We start from the raw sequence: 15,595 nt of genomic DNA, 5'->3' as shown, positions 1-15,595 counted from the left end.
CCGGCCGGGGCCGGGGCATTCGCGTTAAGGATGTCGGGTCAGGCGCCGAGCGACTTGCCGGCCGAGCCGAGCTGCTGCGTCGCCTCGACGACGCGAGCGGCCATGGCGGACTCTGCGACCTTGCCCCAGGCGCGCGGGTCGTAGGCCTTCTTGTTGCCCACCTCGCCGTCGACCTTCAGCACGCCGTCGTAGTTCGAGAACATGAAGCCGGCGACCGAGCGCGTGAACGCGTACTGGGTGTCGGTGTCGATGTTCATCTTCACGACGCCGTTCGCGACCGCGAGGGCGATCTCTTCGGGGGTCGAGCCGCTGCCGCCGTGGAACACGAGGTCGAGGGGCTTCGGGCCGGTGCCGAACTGCGCGGCGATGCCCTCCTGGATCTCGCCGAGCAGCTCCGGGCGCAGCTTCACGTTGCCGGGCTTGTAGACGCCGTGCACGTTGCCGAAGGTGAGCGCCGCGATCCAGCGGCCCGCGTCGCCGAGGCCGAGGGCCTCGACGGCCTTGGCCACATCCGCCGTGGTCGTGTAGAGCGCCTCGTTCGAGCCCTCGTGCTTCACGCCGTCCTCTTCGCCGCCGACGACGCCGATCTCGACCTCGAGGATCGCGTTGATCGCCTTGATGCGGGGCAGCAGCTCCTTGGCGATCGCGATGTTCTCGTCGAGGGGCACGGCCGAGCCGTCCCACATGTGCGACTGGAAGAGCGGGCCTCGACCGGCCTTGACCTCTTCTTCGGATGCGGCGATCAGCGGCAGCACGAAGTCTTCGAGGGCGGGCTTGGGGCAGTGGTCGGTGTGGAGGGCGACCGTGATGGGGTAGTTCTTGGCGACCTCGGTGGCGAACTTCGCGAAGGCGATAGCGCCGGTCGCGCGCCCCTTGACGGTGTGGCCGGCGAAGTAGTCGGCGCCACCTGTGGTGACCTGGATGATGCCGTCGGAACCGGCTTCCGTGAGGCCCTGCAGGATCGCGTTGATCGACTGCGAGCTCGCCGCGTTGATGGCCGGGTACGCGAAGCCGCCCGCCTTCGCGCGGTCGAGCATCTCGGCATACTGATCGGGTGTTGCGACGGGCATGTCCGCTCCTTGCTGTGTGCAGTGGTTACCCGTCACTCTATCGAAGGGGATGCGGGCGCCCGCGTGCTCGGAGCGCCAGGAATATCGCCGCGGGGGCGGTGGATTTCCTCCTGCTGAAAGAACGTCGAATTCTTCGCGTCTTCAGAGCCGAAAGTCGCGTCGGCTCTGCGGGATCCTGCTTAGGCTGGGCCGCATGGTGAGTCTTACCGCGGACATGAGCCCGCTGCATCCCGATCGGAACCTCGCTCTCGAGCTCGTGCGCGCGACGGAGGCGGCGGCCATCCGCTCCGTTCCCTTCATCGGGCGCGGTCAGAAGGAGCTGGCCGACGGCGCCGCGGTCGACGCGATGCGCGCCTTCCTTACCACGGTCAACTTCGACGGCGTGATCGTGATCGGCGAGGGGGAGAAGGACAACGCGCCCATGCTCTTCAACGGCGAGCACGTCGGCACGGGGCGCGGCCCGCAGTGCGACATCGCCGTCGACCCGATCGACGGCACCTCGCTGACCGCCGCCGGCCGCAACAACGCGCTGTCGGTCATCGCGGTCGCCGACCACGGCGCCATGCTCGACGCATCCAGCGTCTTCTACATGGACAAGCTCGTCACCGGTCCCGCAGGCGTGGGCGTCGTCGACATCCGGCTGCCCATCGGCGAGAACATCCGTCTGCTGGCGAAGGCCCTCGGCAAGCCCGTCGACGAGATCGTCGTGTCGGTGCTGCACCGCCCGCGCCACGACCAGCTCATCGAGGAGATCCGCGAGGCCGGCGCCGGCACCCGTCTCATGAGCGACGGCGACGTCGCCGGCGGCATCAATGCCGCCCGCCACAACGCTCGCACCGACATGTGCGTCGGGATCGGCGGGAGCCCCGAGGGCATCGTCACCGCCTGTGCCATCAAGGCGCTCGGCGGCCACATCCAGGGCCGTCTCGCGCCGCGGAACGACGAGGAGAAGCAGCGCGGCATCGACGCGGGGCTCAAGGTCGACGGCACCGTCTACGAGGCCGAGGATCTCGTCAAGGGCAAGAACACGATCTTCGTCGCCACCGGCGTGACCGACGGCCAGCTCGTCGCCGGTGTGCGCCGCGAGGGCGAGCACATCTACACCGAGAGTGTCGTGCTGCGCGGCGCCTCCGGCACCCTCCGCCGCATCTCGAGCGAGCACCTGACCTCCAAGTGGCTCTGACGCCGGAGCGCTGAGCCGCGGCGCTGCCGCGCCGGACTGGTCCCGGACCGGTGCCTTCGCTGCGCCGATCCAGTGCCTTCGCTGCGCCGATCGGTCATGTCCCACTTCCCGCAGTGCATGTCCCACTTCCCGCAGGTTTGGGGCCTGAATAGTGCAGCAAGTGGGACATGCTGCGACGGAGGGGCGTGGAGCCGGATGCGGCAAGGAGCGCAAGCCTCCGGTGCGCTCGCGGATGCAGGTGGCAGAATGAACGACGTCGTATCACCGTCGATGTCGATCTCTGCACCGAGACGAAGGGACGAACGATGTCCGCAACCCAGGAGAACGCGCATCCGCACACCGGAGCGCTCGCCGTCGTCGCCGACGCCGTGGCTGTCAACAACCCCGACCCCGCGCGCCGCCCCGATGTCCTCTTCCGCGTCCGCCGCGAAGAAGGTCACCAGCCGAGCCCGTGGTGGGCGATCGGCGCGTTCGTCGGCGTCTCCGCCGTCGTGCTCCTGCTGCTGAGCTTCGTTCCCGGCGGCGCCTGACCTACGCCGTCAGCTGCGCGAGCAGCTCGCGTTCTTCGTCGTCGGTGAGTCCTGCTCCCGATACCACCGCCCCGCTGAGCACATCGGCGAGGGTCGATTCCAGGGGACGACGCTCGAGCCCGGCCGCCACCGCCCGCTGCGTCGACCGCGCGTTCATCCCGTACCAGGTCTGGTCACGCAGCCAGAGCGGTAGCGACCGCGGCCCTGACCACTCGTTGACGCCCTGCGCCGCGAGCCAGTCTTCTGCTGCGGTCGCCGTTTCGCTGCGCTTTCCGGCTGCGGCCCTCGCCGCATCGAGGTGCGCAGGGAACGGATGCGGCTCGCCCTGGGCATTGAAGGCGCCCGATCCCGCGCCCTCCGCGAGTCGCACGAGCCACGCGGCGAGGTCGCGCACGTCGATGAGCGCGGTCGGCAAGCCGGGTGCGTCCGGCGCGAGCACGACGTCGTCTGGGTTCGACGGCGCGGCGAAGCGGCGTGGCCAGTAGGTGCTGCGTCCCGTCGGGTCGCCGGGGCCGCCGATGAGGCCGGGGCGCACGATGACCGAGCGATCGGCACCGAACGCCTCGCGCACCGCATCCTCGCAGGCGACCTTGGCGCGCCCGTAGTCCTCGGGGTCGGTCATGACGTCGGCGTCGAGAGGGTCGAGCAGTGTCGCCGACTCGTCGGCGCCGATCTCCGCCTGGCTCGCGTAGACGTTGCAGGTCGAGACGAAGACGAACCGGTCGGTGCGCAGCCCGCGTGTGGCGCGCCGCACCTGCCCCGGCTGACGCGAGACGTCGATCACCGCATCCCACCGGGTGTCGATCAAGGACGCGAGGCCGTCGGCGATGTCGCGGTCGACGCGAACGTGCTGCGCCCCGTGCGGAACGTCCGTGCCTCGGGCGGCGCAGGTCACGTCATGGCCGGCGGCGATCGCGGATGCGGCCGTCGTGCGCCCGAGCCACGCCGTGCCGCCGAGAACGAGAAGCTTCATAGCCTCATCGTCGTCGGGAATGCGCGTCCGCGCAGGCGTATCCGCGACGGGCGAACACCCGTGTCAGGAGGGGGATGTCGGCAGCTGCGCCTCGTCGGCGGATGCGGTCTCAACCGCAGAATCGGATGCGGCCCGTCGCACCTCGTCGAGCGCGGCGGTGAACTCCGGGGCGCTGAGCCGGCGCGGCGTGGACTCGAGCGCGGCGGGTGCGGCGACCGCATCCAGCTTGGTCTCGTCGATACCGGGAAAGCGTCGTGCGGTCACCAGGACGCGGCTCTCGAGCGAACCGACGAACCGGTTGTAGCCGTCGACCGTGCGTTCGATGCCGCGCCGCAGGTCGTCGATGTGCTTGGTGAGCCCACCGAGCCGCTCGTAGAGCTGCGTGCCGAGCGTGAACAGCTCGCGGGCGTCGTCGGAGACGGCCTCCTGCGTCCACGTGTAAGCGACCGTACGCAGCACCGCCCAGAGATTCACGGGGGAGGCGAGCGCGACACGCTGGCGGAACGCATAGTCGAGCAGCGCGGGGTCTTCGTCGAGGGCGGTCGCCAGGAGCGCCTCGTTCGGCACGAAGCAGATGACGAACTCAGGGCTGGAATCGATCCCTGCCCAGTACTGCTTCTTCGCGAGCGCGTCGATGTGGGCGCGCAGCGCCTTCACATGCTTGTCGCGGAGCGCGCGGCGGCGCACCGCATCCTCTCCCTGCGCGGTGTCGGGGATCGCCTGCGACTCGATGAACGCGTCGAGCGGCACCTTGGCGTCGACGGCGATCGCCTTGCCGCCGGGGAGCCGCACGATCATGTCGGGGCGGCCCGAGCCCGCATCCGAGCTGATCGAGGACTGCACGTCGAAGTCGACGTGGCGCGTGAGGCCCGCAGCCTCGACGACACGCCGCAGTTGCACCTCGCCCCACACGCCGCGGGTGCTCGTCGAGCGCAGGGCGGAGGAGAGCGATGCCGTCGTGTCGCGCAGCAGGTCGTCGGTCTCCTGCGCGCGGCGGAGTTGTTCGGCCAGAGCTCCGTACTGGGCGTGGCGCTCCCGCTCGAGGTCGTCGACCTTGATCCGCACCTGGGCGAGGGTGTCGCGCACCGGCGCGAGGGCCGCCACCACCGCGTTCTCGCGACGATCGCGGTCGTCGCGCTCTCGCTGCTCGGCGCGCTGGCGCTCCACGAACTCCCGGTACAGTCCGCCCTGTCGTTCGAGCTCGGCACGCGCGGCCGCGGCGGCGGACTCCGCGGCGGCGGCTCGGGCAGACAGCGCGCCCTGCTGCCCGGAGGCGCGCGAGTGCGCGGCGAACCAGCCGAGGGCGATGCCGGCGGCGAGGCACAGCGCGGCGACGAGGAGGATCACGGGGTCCATGTGCACAGCATGCCCCCGGCTCCGGACATCGCCGGTCAGGCGGCTGCGGCGACCGCCGTGTCGATCTCGCAGATACGGATGCGGGAGGCATCAGCGAGGGCATCGATGTCGGGCGCGTTCCAGCGCCGTGCGGCATCGATCATGATGGCGGCGGAGGCAGCCGCATCCGCTGTCGCGTCATGGTGACGGAACTCGGCGAAGCCCGCCTCGGCCGCCACGATCGGCAGCCGGTAGCTCGGCAGGTCGTAAGTGCGGCGCGCGAGCTGCAGACTGCAGGCGTAGCGGTAGGGCGGGCAGATGTCGCCGGTCGCGGCGCACGCGCGCCGCAGCACGGCCATGTCGAATCCGGCGTTGTGCGCCACGAGCACATCCGCACCGGCGAAGGCGGCGATGTCATCGAGCTGCTCGCTCCAGCCCTTCGCGTCGACGACGTGCTCCGGGCGGATGCCGTGGATGCCGATGTTCAGCTCGAAGAAGCGGTCGTGACCCTCGGGTGGGCGGATCAGCCAACCGGCGGTCGCGACGATGCGCCCATCGCGGACGCGGGCCAGACCCACCGCGCACGCCGAAGCGCTGGAGGAGTTCGCCGTCTCGAAGTCGATCGCGGTGAAATCCAGTGACACGCCCTCACCCTCACCCGGATGCGTGCGGTGCGCGGTGAGGCGCGCCGGGGTGGGGGCATCCGGGGGCGCGTGGTGGTCGGGCTGGGGTGCCGGGCGGTGACTGCTCGGGCGTACGGATGTCGGAGATTCGGCGTTCCCTCGGAGGTTTTGCGCCGCATTCTCCGAAATTCGTGCGTTTCTCCGAGCGGCGGATGCGGCGGGCTGGCTCGTGCGGTGCGCACTGAGGCGGACCGGGCGGGCCACCCCGGCAGACTCCGGCGGGCGCCGAGCCGTGGGGCGCCTAGACTTGATGCCCGTGGCTCTTACCATCGGAATCGTCGGGCTGCCGAATGTCGGCAAGTCCACCCTGTTCAACGCCCTGACGAAGAATCAGGTGCTCGCGGCGAACTACCCGTTCGCGACGATCGAGCCGAACGTGGGTGTCGTCAACCTGCCCGATGCGCGCCTCGACAAGCTCGCCGAGATCTTCGGCAGCGAGCGCATCCTGCCGGCCGCCGTGTCGTTCGTCGACATCGCGGGCATCGTGCGCGGCGCGAGCGAGGGGGAGGGGCTCGGCAACAAGTTCCTCGCCAACATCCGCGAGGCAGACGCGATCGCGCAGGTCGTGCGCGGATTCGCCGACTCCGACGTCGTGCACGTCGACGGCAACGTCGACCCGAAGAACGACATGGAAACCATCAACGCCGAGCTGCAGCTCGCCGACCTCGACACCCTCGAGCGCGCGATCACGCGATACGAGAAGGAAGTGCGCGGCAAGAAGCTGGAGCCGGTCGTGCTCGAGACGGCGCAGGCCGCGAAGGACGCGCTCGAGCGCGGACAGCTGCTGTCGGCATCCGGAATCGACCTGGCTCCCATCAAGGAGCTCGGCCTGCTGACCGCGAAGCCGTTCATCTTCGTCTTCAACGTGGATGAGGACGTGCTCACGGATGCGGACCGCAAGGCCGAGCTCGCCGCGCTGGTCGCGCCCGCGCAGGCGGTGTTCCTCGACGCGAAGATCGAGTCGGAGCTGATCGACCTCGACCCCGAGGAGGCCGCTGAGCTTCTCGCCTCGACTGGTCAGGACGAATCCGGCCTCGACCAGCTCGCGCGAATCGGCTTCGACACGCTCGGCCTGCAGACCTACCTCACCGCGGGTCCGAAGGAAGCGCGCGCCTGGACGATCGGCAAGGGCTGGAAGGCCCCGCAGGCTGCCGGCGTCATCCACACCGACTTCGAGAAGGGCTTCATCAAGGCCGAGGTCATCTCGTTCGACGATCTCGTCGCGACGGGCTCGGTCGTCGAGGCCCGCGCGAAGGGCAAGGCTCGCCTCGAGGGCAAGGACTACGTCATGCAGGACGGCGACGTCGTGGAGTTCCGCTTCAACAACTGAGCGAGCCGTTCGGGACGGAAGGCGCGCTGGCTGACTCGTGCGCGATTCGTATACCTCCGGCTATCGTCGTGCGCATGGGGAGCGAGGCTAGTGGCGGTCAGGAGAACCGGGAGGGCAGCGCGGCCGAGTCCATTGACTTTTCCGCATGGGACTGGCTTCCCGCTGCTGCCGTGGAGATGCAGGCATACGTATTGAGGCTTCTTGAGGAGTCGGGCATCACTCCCCACGATGTAACTGCCCGAGCGAAGTCGATCACATCCTTTCGCCGTAAGCAGGAAGCGAAGGGTTACGCCGACCCGAGAACTGCGATGACCGACATCGTCGCGCTGCGCGTGATCACGTACTCGGTCACCGACCGTGATCGTACGTGTGACCTGTTGCGGCAAAGGTTCCATGTGCTTCCCGGGGAAGACAAGAATCCAGGAGACGTCAAACCTACGCACCTGCGGGGTTATGACTGCCAGCATCTGGTCGTTTCGCACGAGAACGAGGACCTCTCTGGGGAATGGCTTACGGCGGGCGGCAAGTTGGAGCAGTACTTCGATGAGTTCGGCGGCCTCGAGATCCAAGTGCGCACTGTCGCGGGGCACGCCTGGGCGGAGTTCGAGCATGCCCGGCGATACAAGGGGGCGCCTTACCGAGCGATCGGGGAACAGGACAGGGGCACGATCGATCAGCTGTTTGGCGCGGCGGCCGACGCGAGACGGGCACTAGACGAGACCTTCGTGGCCATTGATCGGATCCTTGCTCGCCCGTCCAACGAGGGAGAGGTCAAGCCTGAGAATCGTCGCTCGGTGGACTCGCTGCCCGCAGATTCCACCGATCCGACACTCTCGCACAAGGAACTCGACGATCTCCTGCGTGAGCGGTATCCCAGAGATCGCGCCCCGAGTCCGCGGGGCCTGGATTTCGGAATGGAGTTGCTGACGGCATGCGGATTGCTGAACGTCGGTGCTCTTAACCAAGCCCTATCTGCTATCGATAGCGTTCAGGTCGAAGGCCTCATGGATAGGACTGCTCCCGTGACGAGGGTGCGGAGGTTGGATGACGACCTGCTTGCCTACTTTGGTGAGATGTATGTCGTTCTTACGAGAGACTGCGGGTCCATATCTGCACGTGCTCGTCAACTGGAATGGCGCTATGACCGTCTCCGAGGGAAGCTGAAGTCGGACCTGTCCGGGCAAGGTCAGGCGAGTCCAGTCGAATTGTCCGACGGAGACGCTCTTCCGTGACCCAGCCCGGTGAAGTTCCGCTTGTTCGCCTTCGAGAAGCTCCGGAATCGCCCCTCCGTAGACGACGGGGCTGATCGGCGATGACACCCGACGCGACGCTGGTGGTGCGCTACGACGAGGCTGGCCGAGTGGCCGTCGAACAGACGCTGCGCCGGCTCGTGCGCAAGCAGGGTGCGGCGATGGTGGCTCTGGGCATCCTGTGGGGCCTGATCACGCTGGTTCCGCTCATTGCCGCATCGACCGCCGTGGAGGGAAACCCGCTGCCGTTCATCCTCGGCTCCATCCTGCTCGTTTCGATTCCCGTCGCGATCGGCGCGCTGGGTGTGCGGCAGCTTCGTCGATGGCCACGCCTGCCGAAGATCGCAGTGACGATCACTCCCTGGGCCGTGCTCTTCCCGGCCGTCGTGCGTCCTTCCGTGCTGGCCCCCCGCATCCGCGCCGAGGAATGGCCCCGGGAGGGAACGAGTGCCACTCTCATCCCCGCGTCCGGCCTGCACGCGGCGCGCATCGAGTTCACTCGGCAGGATGCGGGCAAGCGGCGTAAGCGCTCGATCGCCGTCGGCAGCATCGACGTCGATCCGCAGGTCATCGTGGATGCGCTCCGCGGGTCCACCTCCGCGTAGCGTTTCGTCTCGCCTTCGGCTCGCTCAATATCCGGGGCAACGACCACACAGATCCAGGCGACAGAATCGGTCCGGAACGATCGGGCGCGCGGGCCCACGCCCGACGAGAGTGGATCGCGAAGGGAGCCGCGATGATCGAAGTGCTCAATCGCCTGGTCGACGAGATCGAACGCCGACTGGGCGACGAGATCGACGTCGATTCGCTCGCCGCATCCGCGGGAGTCACGGGCTACCACCTGCGTCGGATGTTCTCGACGCTCGCGGGCATGCCCGTGTCGGAGTACGTGCGACGCCGACGGATGACTGTGGCAGCCGCCGACGTGATCGACGGCGACGATCTGCTCACGATCGCCGTGCGCTTCCGCTACGGGTCCGTCGAAGCTTTCGGCAGAGCGTTCCGCGCGGTGCACGGCGTGAGCCACGGCGACGTGCGTCGCGACGGTGGGCCCCTTCGTCCGCAATCCATCCTCAGGTTCCGCCTGACCGTCGAAGGGAGCTCCGCCATGGACGCCCGACTCATCGAACGCCCCGCCTTCCGCCTCGCCGGCCACGCCGCACGCGTGCCGCTGATCCACGAAGGCGTCAATCCGCACATCCAGGCGCACATCGCGTCGCTGCCCGTCGAGGAGCACGCGCGTCTCACGTCGCTCAGCAGCGCCGAGCCCGCCGGTCTCCTGCAGGTGAGCGCGGACGTCGACCCCGACTACTCGGAGGGGAGCGAGCTGACCTATCTGCACGGTGTCGCGCTCGCCGCCGATGCGGATGCTCCGGCCGATCTCGATGTGATCGAGGCGGATGCGGGAACCTGGGTCGTGTTCCGAACCTCTGGCCCGTATCCGCAGGTCCTGCAGGAGGCGTACGCCGCATCCGCGACCGAGTGGTTCCCCTCGAACCCGTGGCAGCTGCGCTCGGGCCCGTCGATCGTCGCGGTGCTCGAACGGAGCGACGACTTCCGCACGGCGACCTGTGAGCTGTGGCTCCCGGTCGAACGGATGAAGCCTGCCGTCTAGCTCAGGATGCGGCGTCGCGTGCCCACCGTTCGCGGGGCGGCACCTCTTCCCACCGCTCCCGCAACGGCGCGTCCGCATCGACGGGACGGTAGATCGGTGCTCCGCGGATGCAGAGCCCCCAGAACCAGGTTCGCCCGCACGCCAGGCACTCCAGGTAGCTGATGATCGTGAACTTCAGGTCCGACATCGCGAGCGCGAGCATGTCGCCGAGCGGCACATCACCGTGGATGAATCGCATCCTGCCCTCGTTTACACGCCGCTGCAGCTCTTCGCTCGTGCGCTGGATGGCGATGTCGTGGGGAGGCGTTCCATCGTTGTGCACGAGCGCGGTCTCGCAGACGTCGCAGCTCACATCCATAACCTCAGGGTAGCGATGTGGGACAGTCCGACACTGATTGATTCTGCCGCGGTAGGGTGCGGCGATGGGTTTGAGCTTCGCGTTCATCGTCTACACGACGGAGGGTCATCTCGACCTCAGGAAGCCCGGCAGCGCCGAAGAGGCCCACGCGGTCATTCGGCGACTCTATCCGCGGACAGCATATGAGCAGGTCGGGACTCAGCGGCTTCTCGACGCATGCTGGCAGCCGCGAGGCATGCACGCGATTGGAGTGTTCGGTGACGGTGTCCTCATCGCGACAAAGGACGCTCACCTCTACGACCCGGCAATCCTGCACCGCCGCTACCTGAGGTTCGAAGAGTGGCCCGACGTTCAGTTGCTCACGTCTGCGTCGTACAACAACATGTTCGCGTACGGGCGATGGGCGTCCGGAGCGCTGACGCGGTCTCTGTCTGTGAATGCCGTGGTGGGGGTCTGGCGTGACAGAGGCGCCCCTGCCTTCGACGGTGACGGGGAAGTGAGCGATGCTCGGTGGCTGGATCTCTGCAACTCAGCACTCGCTTCAGCGCTGAGTCTGGAGGGCGACGTGGCTCCCACCGTTGCCGACGCGGTTGACTGGGAGGACATTGCACTCCATGTTTTCGCCCGAGCGGACCGGTCCCGATAACCAGCAGACTCTCGACGCCAAAGCTCTGCTGCGGCGACACTTCGTCTTGTCTGCGTCCCGCCTGACGATGCCCTGATCGAGCTCCGGGCGGGCGGGGCGAGCCGGACGGTGAGTGCCGGTCTCCTCCTCGTGCGCCGCATAGTCTTCACACATGATCCGTCGTGTGGTCGCGGTCGCCGTGCTCGGCGTCGCCGCTATGGCGCTCAGCGGATGCACGCAGTCCTACGACGGCGTCCTCTGGCGACAGATGGATGCCACGGAGGGCGGCTTCGTGGGTCGCATCGGCGACCTTCGTGAAGCCGGGGCGAGTCGGGCGGATGCGGTGGCCGTGCTCGAGGAGGGCACCTACTGGGCCGGGGGAGCAGCGCCCGACTCGCTCGACGCGTCCGCGCCGGCCGTCCTCACCCACAACTATCGGTGGGAGCGCGGAGACGTCACGTATGCGGTGGAGAACCTGCTGGCGTTCGACGTCTTCGCTTCGTCCGGGCTCCGCGATCCAGCGCTGCCTCGTGAAGATGTCAACCGTTCCTCCGGCGTGCCGTACGCGGGTCCTTCCGGTGTGTACACGTGTTTCACCGTCCGCATCCGGTTCCTCGACGACCGCCTCGTGAGCTGGGACCGGCCCCGGGACGACACGGAGCAGCCGTGCCCCGAGGTGCTCGTGGACCGTCTGGACGATGGCGCGCAGTACGTGCCGATCCACGAGTTCGACGGGTGACCAGGTGGAACGCATGAGGCAGCGCACCCCCTGGCACTGCCAGAGTGGGGGCATGACGCCTCATCGAAGATTCGTCCTTCCCCTGGCGGTCGCGGCGGCGGCGCTGGCGCTCGCCGGCTGTACGAGTACGGCCGCATACTCCGATCTGGAAAGCACCCACACGAGGGCGCTGCCGGCCGCGGTGACAGAGGATGCGCGAGCCAACTTCGATATGGACTCGATGAGGTGGGTCGGCGAGCACGAGGGAACCGACGTGTGGCTGGGGCGCGGAAGCAAGGCTGGGGAGATCTGCGTACTCACCTATCCGAGCGACGGAGCGTGGGCCGGGGTGTGCGGAGGAGAACGCGGGGAGATCGGTGTCTCGGGGCCCGACCAGCGCCTATTCACGGTCGTCCCCGACGGCGGTGCCTCACCGGAGGGCTTCGTCGCCGTCTCGCGCAACGTGTACGTCGGGCCGCTGCAGAGCTGAGCGCCGGTCACTCGAACGGCGGCGCAGTCGGTGAGGGGGCTCAGCCTTCTTCGTGGCCCACCGACTTGGCCTCGAGGAAGGCGCAGAGCTCGGCCGCGACCGAGAGCTCGGCGGCGAGGCGCTGCATCTCGAAGCTCGTGAGGACCGTCATCTCGGCCTGAGGTTCGATCGTGACGCGCCACCGCGAGTCTCCGACCTCGATCGGCTCCATGTAGAGCGAGATGTCCGCGTTGTGCAGCGGCACGATCACGAGACCGGTGTCAGCGCCCTCGGACCCATCCTGCACTGCGACACGGATCAGGTCCCCCGCCTCGCGTGAGCGGTGGAACTCTTCGAGCCAGGTCTCGAGCGTCGCTTTGCTTCTGAAGGGCACGGGGGATCCTCGCGTTCTGCATGGGCGCGGACCTGCAAAACCGCGCCGTTGCCGCGATCGTAACCCGCGGAGCAGACAAAGTGACCAACGGCCGGTGACACGTGGAAAGAATGGGAGCATTCGCGCGTCACCCGCGCCGCATCAACGCGTTGAGTCGGCCATAGTCCTCGCCGTCGATGAGAGCGTCGAACGTGCCCGCCGTCAGCGCCTCTGCCGCGGCGCGGCGCGCCAGTGCGTAGGCAGCCTGGGCGACACTCGACCCGAGGCTGACTCGCGCCGCACCGAGTCTCCCGAGCGCCGCCGTCGTCGGCGACCCCGGGCCTGCCATGACGTTGAGTGGCGCCGGGATACCGGACGAGAGAGCAGCGATCTCGGTTATCGCTGCGCCCGGAACGAAGACGCCGTCGGCTCCGGCTTCGACGTAGCGTCGTCCGCGCTCTATCGCCTCCGCGGTGAGAGCGGCCGTGCTCCGCCCGCCTCGAAGGAAGACGTCCGTCCGGGCATTGATGAACAGTGCCACGCCCGCACGATCGGCTGTCCGCCGCGCGTCGGCGATACGGGCCGCGAACTCGGTCGGTGACAATGTGCCGTCCTCGATGTTGATCCCGGCCGCGCCCGCGTCGAGCACGGCGTCGACCGTGCGTGCGACGCCGTGTGACGAATCGGGATACCCGCCCTCGATATCTGCCGAGACCGGCACGGAGACGGCGTCGACGATGCGTCTTACGGCACCTGCGGCTTCGGCGCGGGTGAGGGCATCGCCGTCGGGTCGGCCGAGTGACCACGCCACCCCGGCGCTGGTGGTGGCGATCGCAGGTGCGCCGGCAGCCTCCATGATCCGTGCGCTCGCCGCATCCCACGCGTTGACGAGGACGAACGGATGCGGCGAGTCGAGGCAGAGGGCGCGGAAGGCGGCGGTCGCGGTGTCGTTGTTCACCCCTTCAGCCAACGCGATCGAGCCGTTGCAGTCCGGCGGATTCCGGCCCTCACCGTCGACACGCCGCCCCCGACGCCTCCCGATCAGTGGAAGCTCAGTACTTCGTCGCCCCACGCGGCTCGCAGTGACGCGTCCAGATCCGGCACGAGGTGATCCTGATGGTCGATCACCAGCGTGCTGCGCCCCCGATCGACCGAGTAGGACTCCCAGGGAGCCGAGCCGTCCGCATCCGGTGACTCTCCGTGCGCGAAGGCGGTCCACCGCTGCTGCATGTGAGCCGAGATGCTCTCGGCCACCCGGCGGCCGCCGAGGCGGAACGTCGGGTCCTTCGGCCCACTCGTCAGGTTGCCCCAGAGGTACGGCAGCTCGGTGGCCTGCGTCGCGCCGAGTCCGATCAGGCGGAGGAACGGGGCCGCGTGGTCGAAGCGGTACAGCCAGACATCCGCCACCTGCGAATGCCCCTCCGCGATCCACACGCTCGGCATGCGGAATCCGATGTCCCGCGCGATTCCGAGCCCGATCGCGCGTTGCCGCGCGTGCTCGTACGCGGTGCGCACGTCATCGAACGTCGGCAGCTCGAGAGCGGGATTGTCCGCGGCCATGTCGCCGAACATGTCGCGCAGGCGTTCGTCGGTGATGGGGATCAGCGGCGACTTCATGAACTTGAACAGGGATGCCTCGTCCTTGCCGTCCCGATGAGCAGCGGGACGGCAAGTCCCCTGCCCTCGCGCAGCACGACGGCGGGTGCCTCCGGCAGGAGGTCGCCGTCGATGACCGGTGCGAAGGCGAGCACGCCGGGGTCGGCGTCGGGCACCTGCGCGTAGACCTCCATGCCCGCGTCGACGATCTGCTGCGACGTTGCGGCACGCAGCGCTTCCGCCGCATCCGGCTGCGTCTCATCGATGCGCAGTGCTGCGGTGAAACGCGCGGCGACCGCCCGGGCGCGCTCGGCGCCGTGGACGCTGGATGCGGGGGAGGACTCGGCGATAGCGCGGTGGAACAGCCCGCGCGCGGACGGTGTGGCCAGCAGCGTGGTCACGAGCCCGCCGCCGGCGGACTCGCCGAAGAATGCTCAGCGAGTCCTCGCCGTCGCGGCTCGCGGGACCGACGGGAGACTGGGTCGACATGACCGCCTCGACGGCGTCGACGAGCTCGGCGGTGGAGGCGAGGGCGAGCTTGGAGACGAACACCGCTCCCGACACGCCCATCGCGGTCGCCCCCGCCGCGGCGCGCGGATAGCTGCTCAGGAAGACGACTCCGAGGTGGGGCGCGAGCGCCACGAGTCCGGCTGCCAGTTCGGCGCCGGACGGGCGGGAACCGAGGTCGATGTCGGCGAGGAGCACGTCGGGATCGAACTCGGTGAACAGACGTGTCGCCTCGGCCGCGCTCTCGGCTCCGCGGGTCTCGAACCCGTGCTGGTTCAGCGTCTCGCAGACGAGCAGCCGCATAGCGGCCTGGTCCTCGACGACGAGCACGCGTCGCACCCATCTGCCGGTCACATCCACAAGATATGTGATCCCGGGCCGCGCGGCGCGCCCACGTTTCGCCCAACCTGTGAGGCGTACATGTGGCGGGCGTAACGTCCGGCTATGGAGACACAGACACGAACGGGCGGCGCAGACGCCGCCACGCTGGGCCTGGGATCGGTGCTCGTGGGTTCGCTGCCTGCGGCCCTGATGACCGATGACGCCCCCGAGCGCTACACGGTGGAGACGGTGTTCACCCGACGCCCGCAGAAGGATGAGGTGGCGGCGATCCTCGACGGCGAGACCCGCGACTTCCTCACCAGAGCCGGATACCCGACCGTGGAGGTCGCGGTGTCGGATCGACGGCTCGAGATCGCCAACACGAACCTCGAGGAACTGCGTGACGGACTCGCCGCCGTCCTGATGGACCGACTGGCCGAGATCAGCGAGCGTGTGCGTGCCGTGCGCGATGCGGCGGAGGTGCGCATGAAGGACGCGGCCGATCACGAGCACACGCGGGCAGCCGCCGTGGTCGCTCTCGCCGAGTCCGTGCATTTCCGCGCGTCAGGGCAGCCGGACGCGGATGCGGCGCAGCTGTCCGAGTGGGACGGAGAGGGCGGTCACGAGCGCATGCCGCGCTCGTGATGAGGGGAAGCGGC

The 15,595-nt window shown here is 68.5% G+C and carries 19 protein-coding genes and 1 pseudogene; 10 read left to right on the top strand and 10 right to left on the bottom strand.

The window, feature by feature from the left end; translation table 11 throughout:
- Positions 1-38: 38 nt before the first annotated feature.
- Positions 39-1,070: a class II fructose-bisphosphate aldolase gene (gene fbaA / locus PQV94_RS10250; RefSeq protein ID WP_274285747.1), complete on the bottom strand. Its 1,032-nt coding sequence runs from the start codon at positions 1,068-1,070 to the stop codon at positions 39-41.
- A gap of 193 nt (positions 1,071-1,263) precedes the next feature.
- Here fbaA and glpX point away from each other — a divergent pair, with 193 nt between their 5' ends.
- Together glpX and PQV94_RS10240 are read left to right on the top strand one after the other, a co-directional pair.
- Entirely contained in the window at positions 1,264-2,253 is a 990-nt protein-coding gene (gene glpX, locus PQV94_RS10245) for a class II fructose-bisphosphatase (protein ID WP_274285746.1), read from the top strand.
- A 305-nt stretch (positions 2,254-2,558) separates the two neighbouring features.
- Positions 2,559-2,783 (top strand): UDP-N-acetylmuramyl pentapeptide phosphotransferase, encoded by a 225-nt coding sequence (locus PQV94_RS10240; protein WP_274285745.1) that lies wholly within the window; start codon positions 2,559-2,561, stop codon positions 2,781-2,783.
- 1 nt (position 2,784) lies between these two features.
- Here the strand turns inward: PQV94_RS10240 and PQV94_RS10235 are convergent, their stop codons facing one another.
- From PQV94_RS10235 to PQV94_RS10225, 3 genes are all read right to left on the bottom strand, one after another.
- Positions 2,785-3,756, bottom strand: coding sequence for an NAD-dependent epimerase/dehydratase family protein (locus tag PQV94_RS10235; RefSeq protein ID WP_274285744.1), 972 nt, complete (start codon positions 3,754-3,756; stop codon positions 2,785-2,787).
- 63 nt (positions 3,757-3,819) lie between these two features.
- Entirely contained in the window at positions 3,820-5,112 is a 1,293-nt protein-coding gene (locus tag PQV94_RS10230; RefSeq protein WP_274285743.1) for a DNA recombination protein RmuC, read from the bottom strand.
- A 35-nt stretch (positions 5,113-5,147) separates the two neighbouring features.
- Positions 5,148-5,735, bottom strand: a complete 588-nt coding sequence (locus PQV94_RS10225; RefSeq protein ID WP_274285742.1) for an exonuclease domain-containing protein — start codon at positions 5,733-5,735, stop codon at positions 5,148-5,150.
- Positions 5,736-6,030: 295 nt separating this feature from the next.
- Between PQV94_RS10225 and ychF the strand changes: the two genes are divergently transcribed.
- The 4 genes from ychF (at position 6,031) to PQV94_RS10205 (ending at position 9,969) form a co-directional block, all read left to right on the top strand.
- Positions 6,031-7,104 carry a redox-regulated ATPase YchF gene (gene ychF, locus PQV94_RS10220; protein WP_274285741.1) on the top strand — a complete coding sequence of 358 codons (1,074 nt, stop codon included), beginning with the start codon at positions 6,031-6,033 and terminating at the stop codon, positions 7,102-7,104.
- Between the two features lie 74 nt (positions 7,105-7,178).
- A complete protein-coding gene (locus tag PQV94_RS10215; RefSeq protein WP_274285740.1) occupies positions 7,179-8,336 on the top strand; it encodes a GTP pyrophosphokinase in 1,158 nt (385 codons plus the stop codon).
- An 80-nt stretch (positions 8,337-8,416) separates the two neighbouring features.
- A complete protein-coding gene (locus tag PQV94_RS10210) occupies positions 8,417-8,959 on the top strand; it encodes a hypothetical protein (RefSeq protein WP_274285739.1) in 543 nt (180 codons plus the stop codon).
- Between the two features lie 131 nt (positions 8,960-9,090).
- Complete coding sequence (locus tag PQV94_RS10205; protein WP_274285738.1) at positions 9,091-9,969, top strand: AraC family transcriptional regulator; 879 nt, start codon at positions 9,091-9,093, stop codon at positions 9,967-9,969.
- 1 nt (position 9,970) lies between these two features.
- Here PQV94_RS10205 and PQV94_RS10200 read toward each other — a convergent pair whose 3' ends face one another.
- Positions 9,971-10,327, bottom strand: a complete 357-nt coding sequence (locus PQV94_RS10200; protein ID WP_274285737.1) for a hypothetical protein — start codon at positions 10,325-10,327, stop codon at positions 9,971-9,973.
- 64 nt (positions 10,328-10,391) lie between these two features.
- Here PQV94_RS10200 and PQV94_RS10195 point away from each other — a divergent pair, with 64 nt between their 5' ends.
- The 3 genes from PQV94_RS10195 to PQV94_RS10185 all read left to right on the top strand — a co-directional run bounded on the left by PQV94_RS10195 (position 10,392) and on the right by PQV94_RS10185 (position 12,160).
- Positions 10,392-10,973 (top strand): DUF6928 family protein, encoded by a 582-nt coding sequence (locus PQV94_RS10195; protein ID WP_274285736.1) that lies wholly within the window; start codon positions 10,392-10,394, stop codon positions 10,971-10,973.
- Between the two features lie 151 nt (positions 10,974-11,124).
- Positions 11,125-11,691 carry a hypothetical protein gene (locus tag PQV94_RS10190; protein ID WP_274285735.1) on the top strand — a complete coding sequence of 189 codons (567 nt, stop codon included), beginning with the start codon at positions 11,125-11,127 and terminating at the stop codon, positions 11,689-11,691.
- A 52-nt stretch (positions 11,692-11,743) separates the two neighbouring features.
- The gene (locus PQV94_RS10185) at positions 11,744-12,160 is read left to right on the top strand and encodes a hypothetical protein (RefSeq protein WP_274285734.1); all 417 of its coding nucleotides are present in this window, start codon (positions 11,744-11,746) and stop codon (positions 12,158-12,160) included.
- Between the two features lie 40 nt (positions 12,161-12,200).
- Here PQV94_RS10185 and PQV94_RS10180 read toward each other — a convergent pair whose 3' ends face one another.
- The 5 genes and pseudogenes from PQV94_RS10180 to PQV94_RS10160 form a co-directional block, all read right to left on the bottom strand.
- Positions 12,201-12,533 carry a hypothetical protein gene (locus PQV94_RS10180; RefSeq protein ID WP_274285733.1) on the bottom strand — a complete coding sequence of 111 codons (333 nt, stop codon included), beginning with the start codon at positions 12,531-12,533 and terminating at the stop codon, positions 12,201-12,203.
- Positions 12,534-12,660: 127 nt separating this feature from the next.
- Positions 12,661-13,470, bottom strand: coding sequence for an isocitrate lyase/PEP mutase family protein (locus PQV94_RS10175; RefSeq protein WP_274285732.1), 810 nt, complete (start codon positions 13,468-13,470; stop codon positions 12,661-12,663).
- A gap of 83 nt (positions 13,471-13,553) precedes the next feature.
- Positions 13,554-14,129: a carboxylesterase family protein gene (locus PQV94_RS10170; RefSeq protein ID WP_274285731.1), complete on the bottom strand. Its 576-nt coding sequence runs from the start codon at positions 14,127-14,129 to the stop codon at positions 13,554-13,556.
- Positions 14,126-14,476, bottom strand: a pseudogene (locus PQV94_RS10165) (carboxylesterase family protein); the annotation flags it as partial. The pseudogene PQV94_RS10165 and the gene PQV94_RS10170, both read right to left, overlap by 4 nt.
- Positions 14,367-14,969, bottom strand: coding sequence for a response regulator (locus PQV94_RS10160; RefSeq protein ID WP_274285730.1), 603 nt, complete (start codon positions 14,967-14,969; stop codon positions 14,367-14,369). The pseudogene PQV94_RS10165 and the gene PQV94_RS10160, both read right to left, overlap by 110 nt.
- Before the next feature lie 90 nt (positions 14,970-15,059).
- Between PQV94_RS10160 and PQV94_RS10155 the strand changes: the two genes are divergently transcribed.
- A complete protein-coding gene (locus tag PQV94_RS10155; protein ID WP_274285729.1) occupies positions 15,060-15,581 on the top strand; it encodes a hypothetical protein in 522 nt (173 codons plus the stop codon).
- Positions 15,582-15,595: the final 14 nt, after the last annotated feature.

Origin of the sequence: Microbacterium sp. Clip185 (assembly GCF_028743715.1) — a bacterium.
Classification (GTDB): Bacteria; Actinomycetota; Actinomycetes; order Actinomycetales; family Microbacteriaceae; genus Microbacterium.
This window is presented reverse-complemented; position numbering and strand designations above follow the sequence as displayed.

Excerpts from the sequence above, each read along its gene's own strand:
- fbaA (WP_274285747.1), bottom strand. The coding sequence starts at position 1,070 with ATGCCCGTCGCAACACCCGATCAGTATGCCGAGATGCTCGACCGCGCG.
- glpX (WP_274285746.1), top strand. The coding sequence starts at position 1,264 with ATGGTGAGTCTTACCGCGGACATGAGCCCGCTGCATCCCGATCGGAAC.
- PQV94_RS10240 (WP_274285745.1), top strand. The coding sequence starts at position 2,559 with ATGTCCGCAACCCAGGAGAACGCGCATCCGCACACCGGAGCGCTCGCC.
- PQV94_RS10235 (WP_274285744.1), bottom strand. The coding sequence starts at position 3,756 with ATGAAGCTTCTCGTTCTCGGCGGCACGGCGTGGCTCGGGCGCACGACG.
- PQV94_RS10230 (WP_274285743.1), bottom strand. The coding sequence starts at position 5,112 with ATGGACCCCGTGATCCTCCTCGTCGCCGCGCTGTGCCTCGCCGCCGGC.
- PQV94_RS10215 (WP_274285740.1), top strand. The coding sequence starts at position 7,179 with ATGGGGAGCGAGGCTAGTGGCGGTCAGGAGAACCGGGAGGGCAGCGCG.
- PQV94_RS10210 (WP_274285739.1), top strand. The coding sequence starts at position 8,417 with ATGACACCCGACGCGACGCTGGTGGTGCGCTACGACGAGGCTGGCCGA.
- PQV94_RS10205 (WP_274285738.1), top strand. The coding sequence starts at position 9,091 with ATGATCGAAGTGCTCAATCGCCTGGTCGACGAGATCGAACGCCGACTG.
- PQV94_RS10200 (WP_274285737.1), bottom strand. The coding sequence starts at position 10,327 with ATGGATGTGAGCTGCGACGTCTGCGAGACCGCGCTCGTGCACAACGAT.
- PQV94_RS10195 (WP_274285736.1), top strand. The coding sequence starts at position 10,392 with ATGGGTTTGAGCTTCGCGTTCATCGTCTACACGACGGAGGGTCATCTC.
- PQV94_RS10190 (WP_274285735.1), top strand. The coding sequence starts at position 11,125 with ATGATCCGTCGTGTGGTCGCGGTCGCCGTGCTCGGCGTCGCCGCTATG.
- PQV94_RS10185 (WP_274285734.1), top strand. The coding sequence starts at position 11,744 with ATGACGCCTCATCGAAGATTCGTCCTTCCCCTGGCGGTCGCGGCGGCG.
- PQV94_RS10170 (WP_274285731.1), bottom strand. The coding sequence starts at position 14,129 with ATGAAGTCGCCGCTGATCCCCATCACCGACGAACGCCTGCGCGACATG.
- PQV94_RS10155 (WP_274285729.1), top strand. The coding sequence starts at position 15,060 with ATGGAGACACAGACACGAACGGGCGGCGCAGACGCCGCCACGCTGGGC.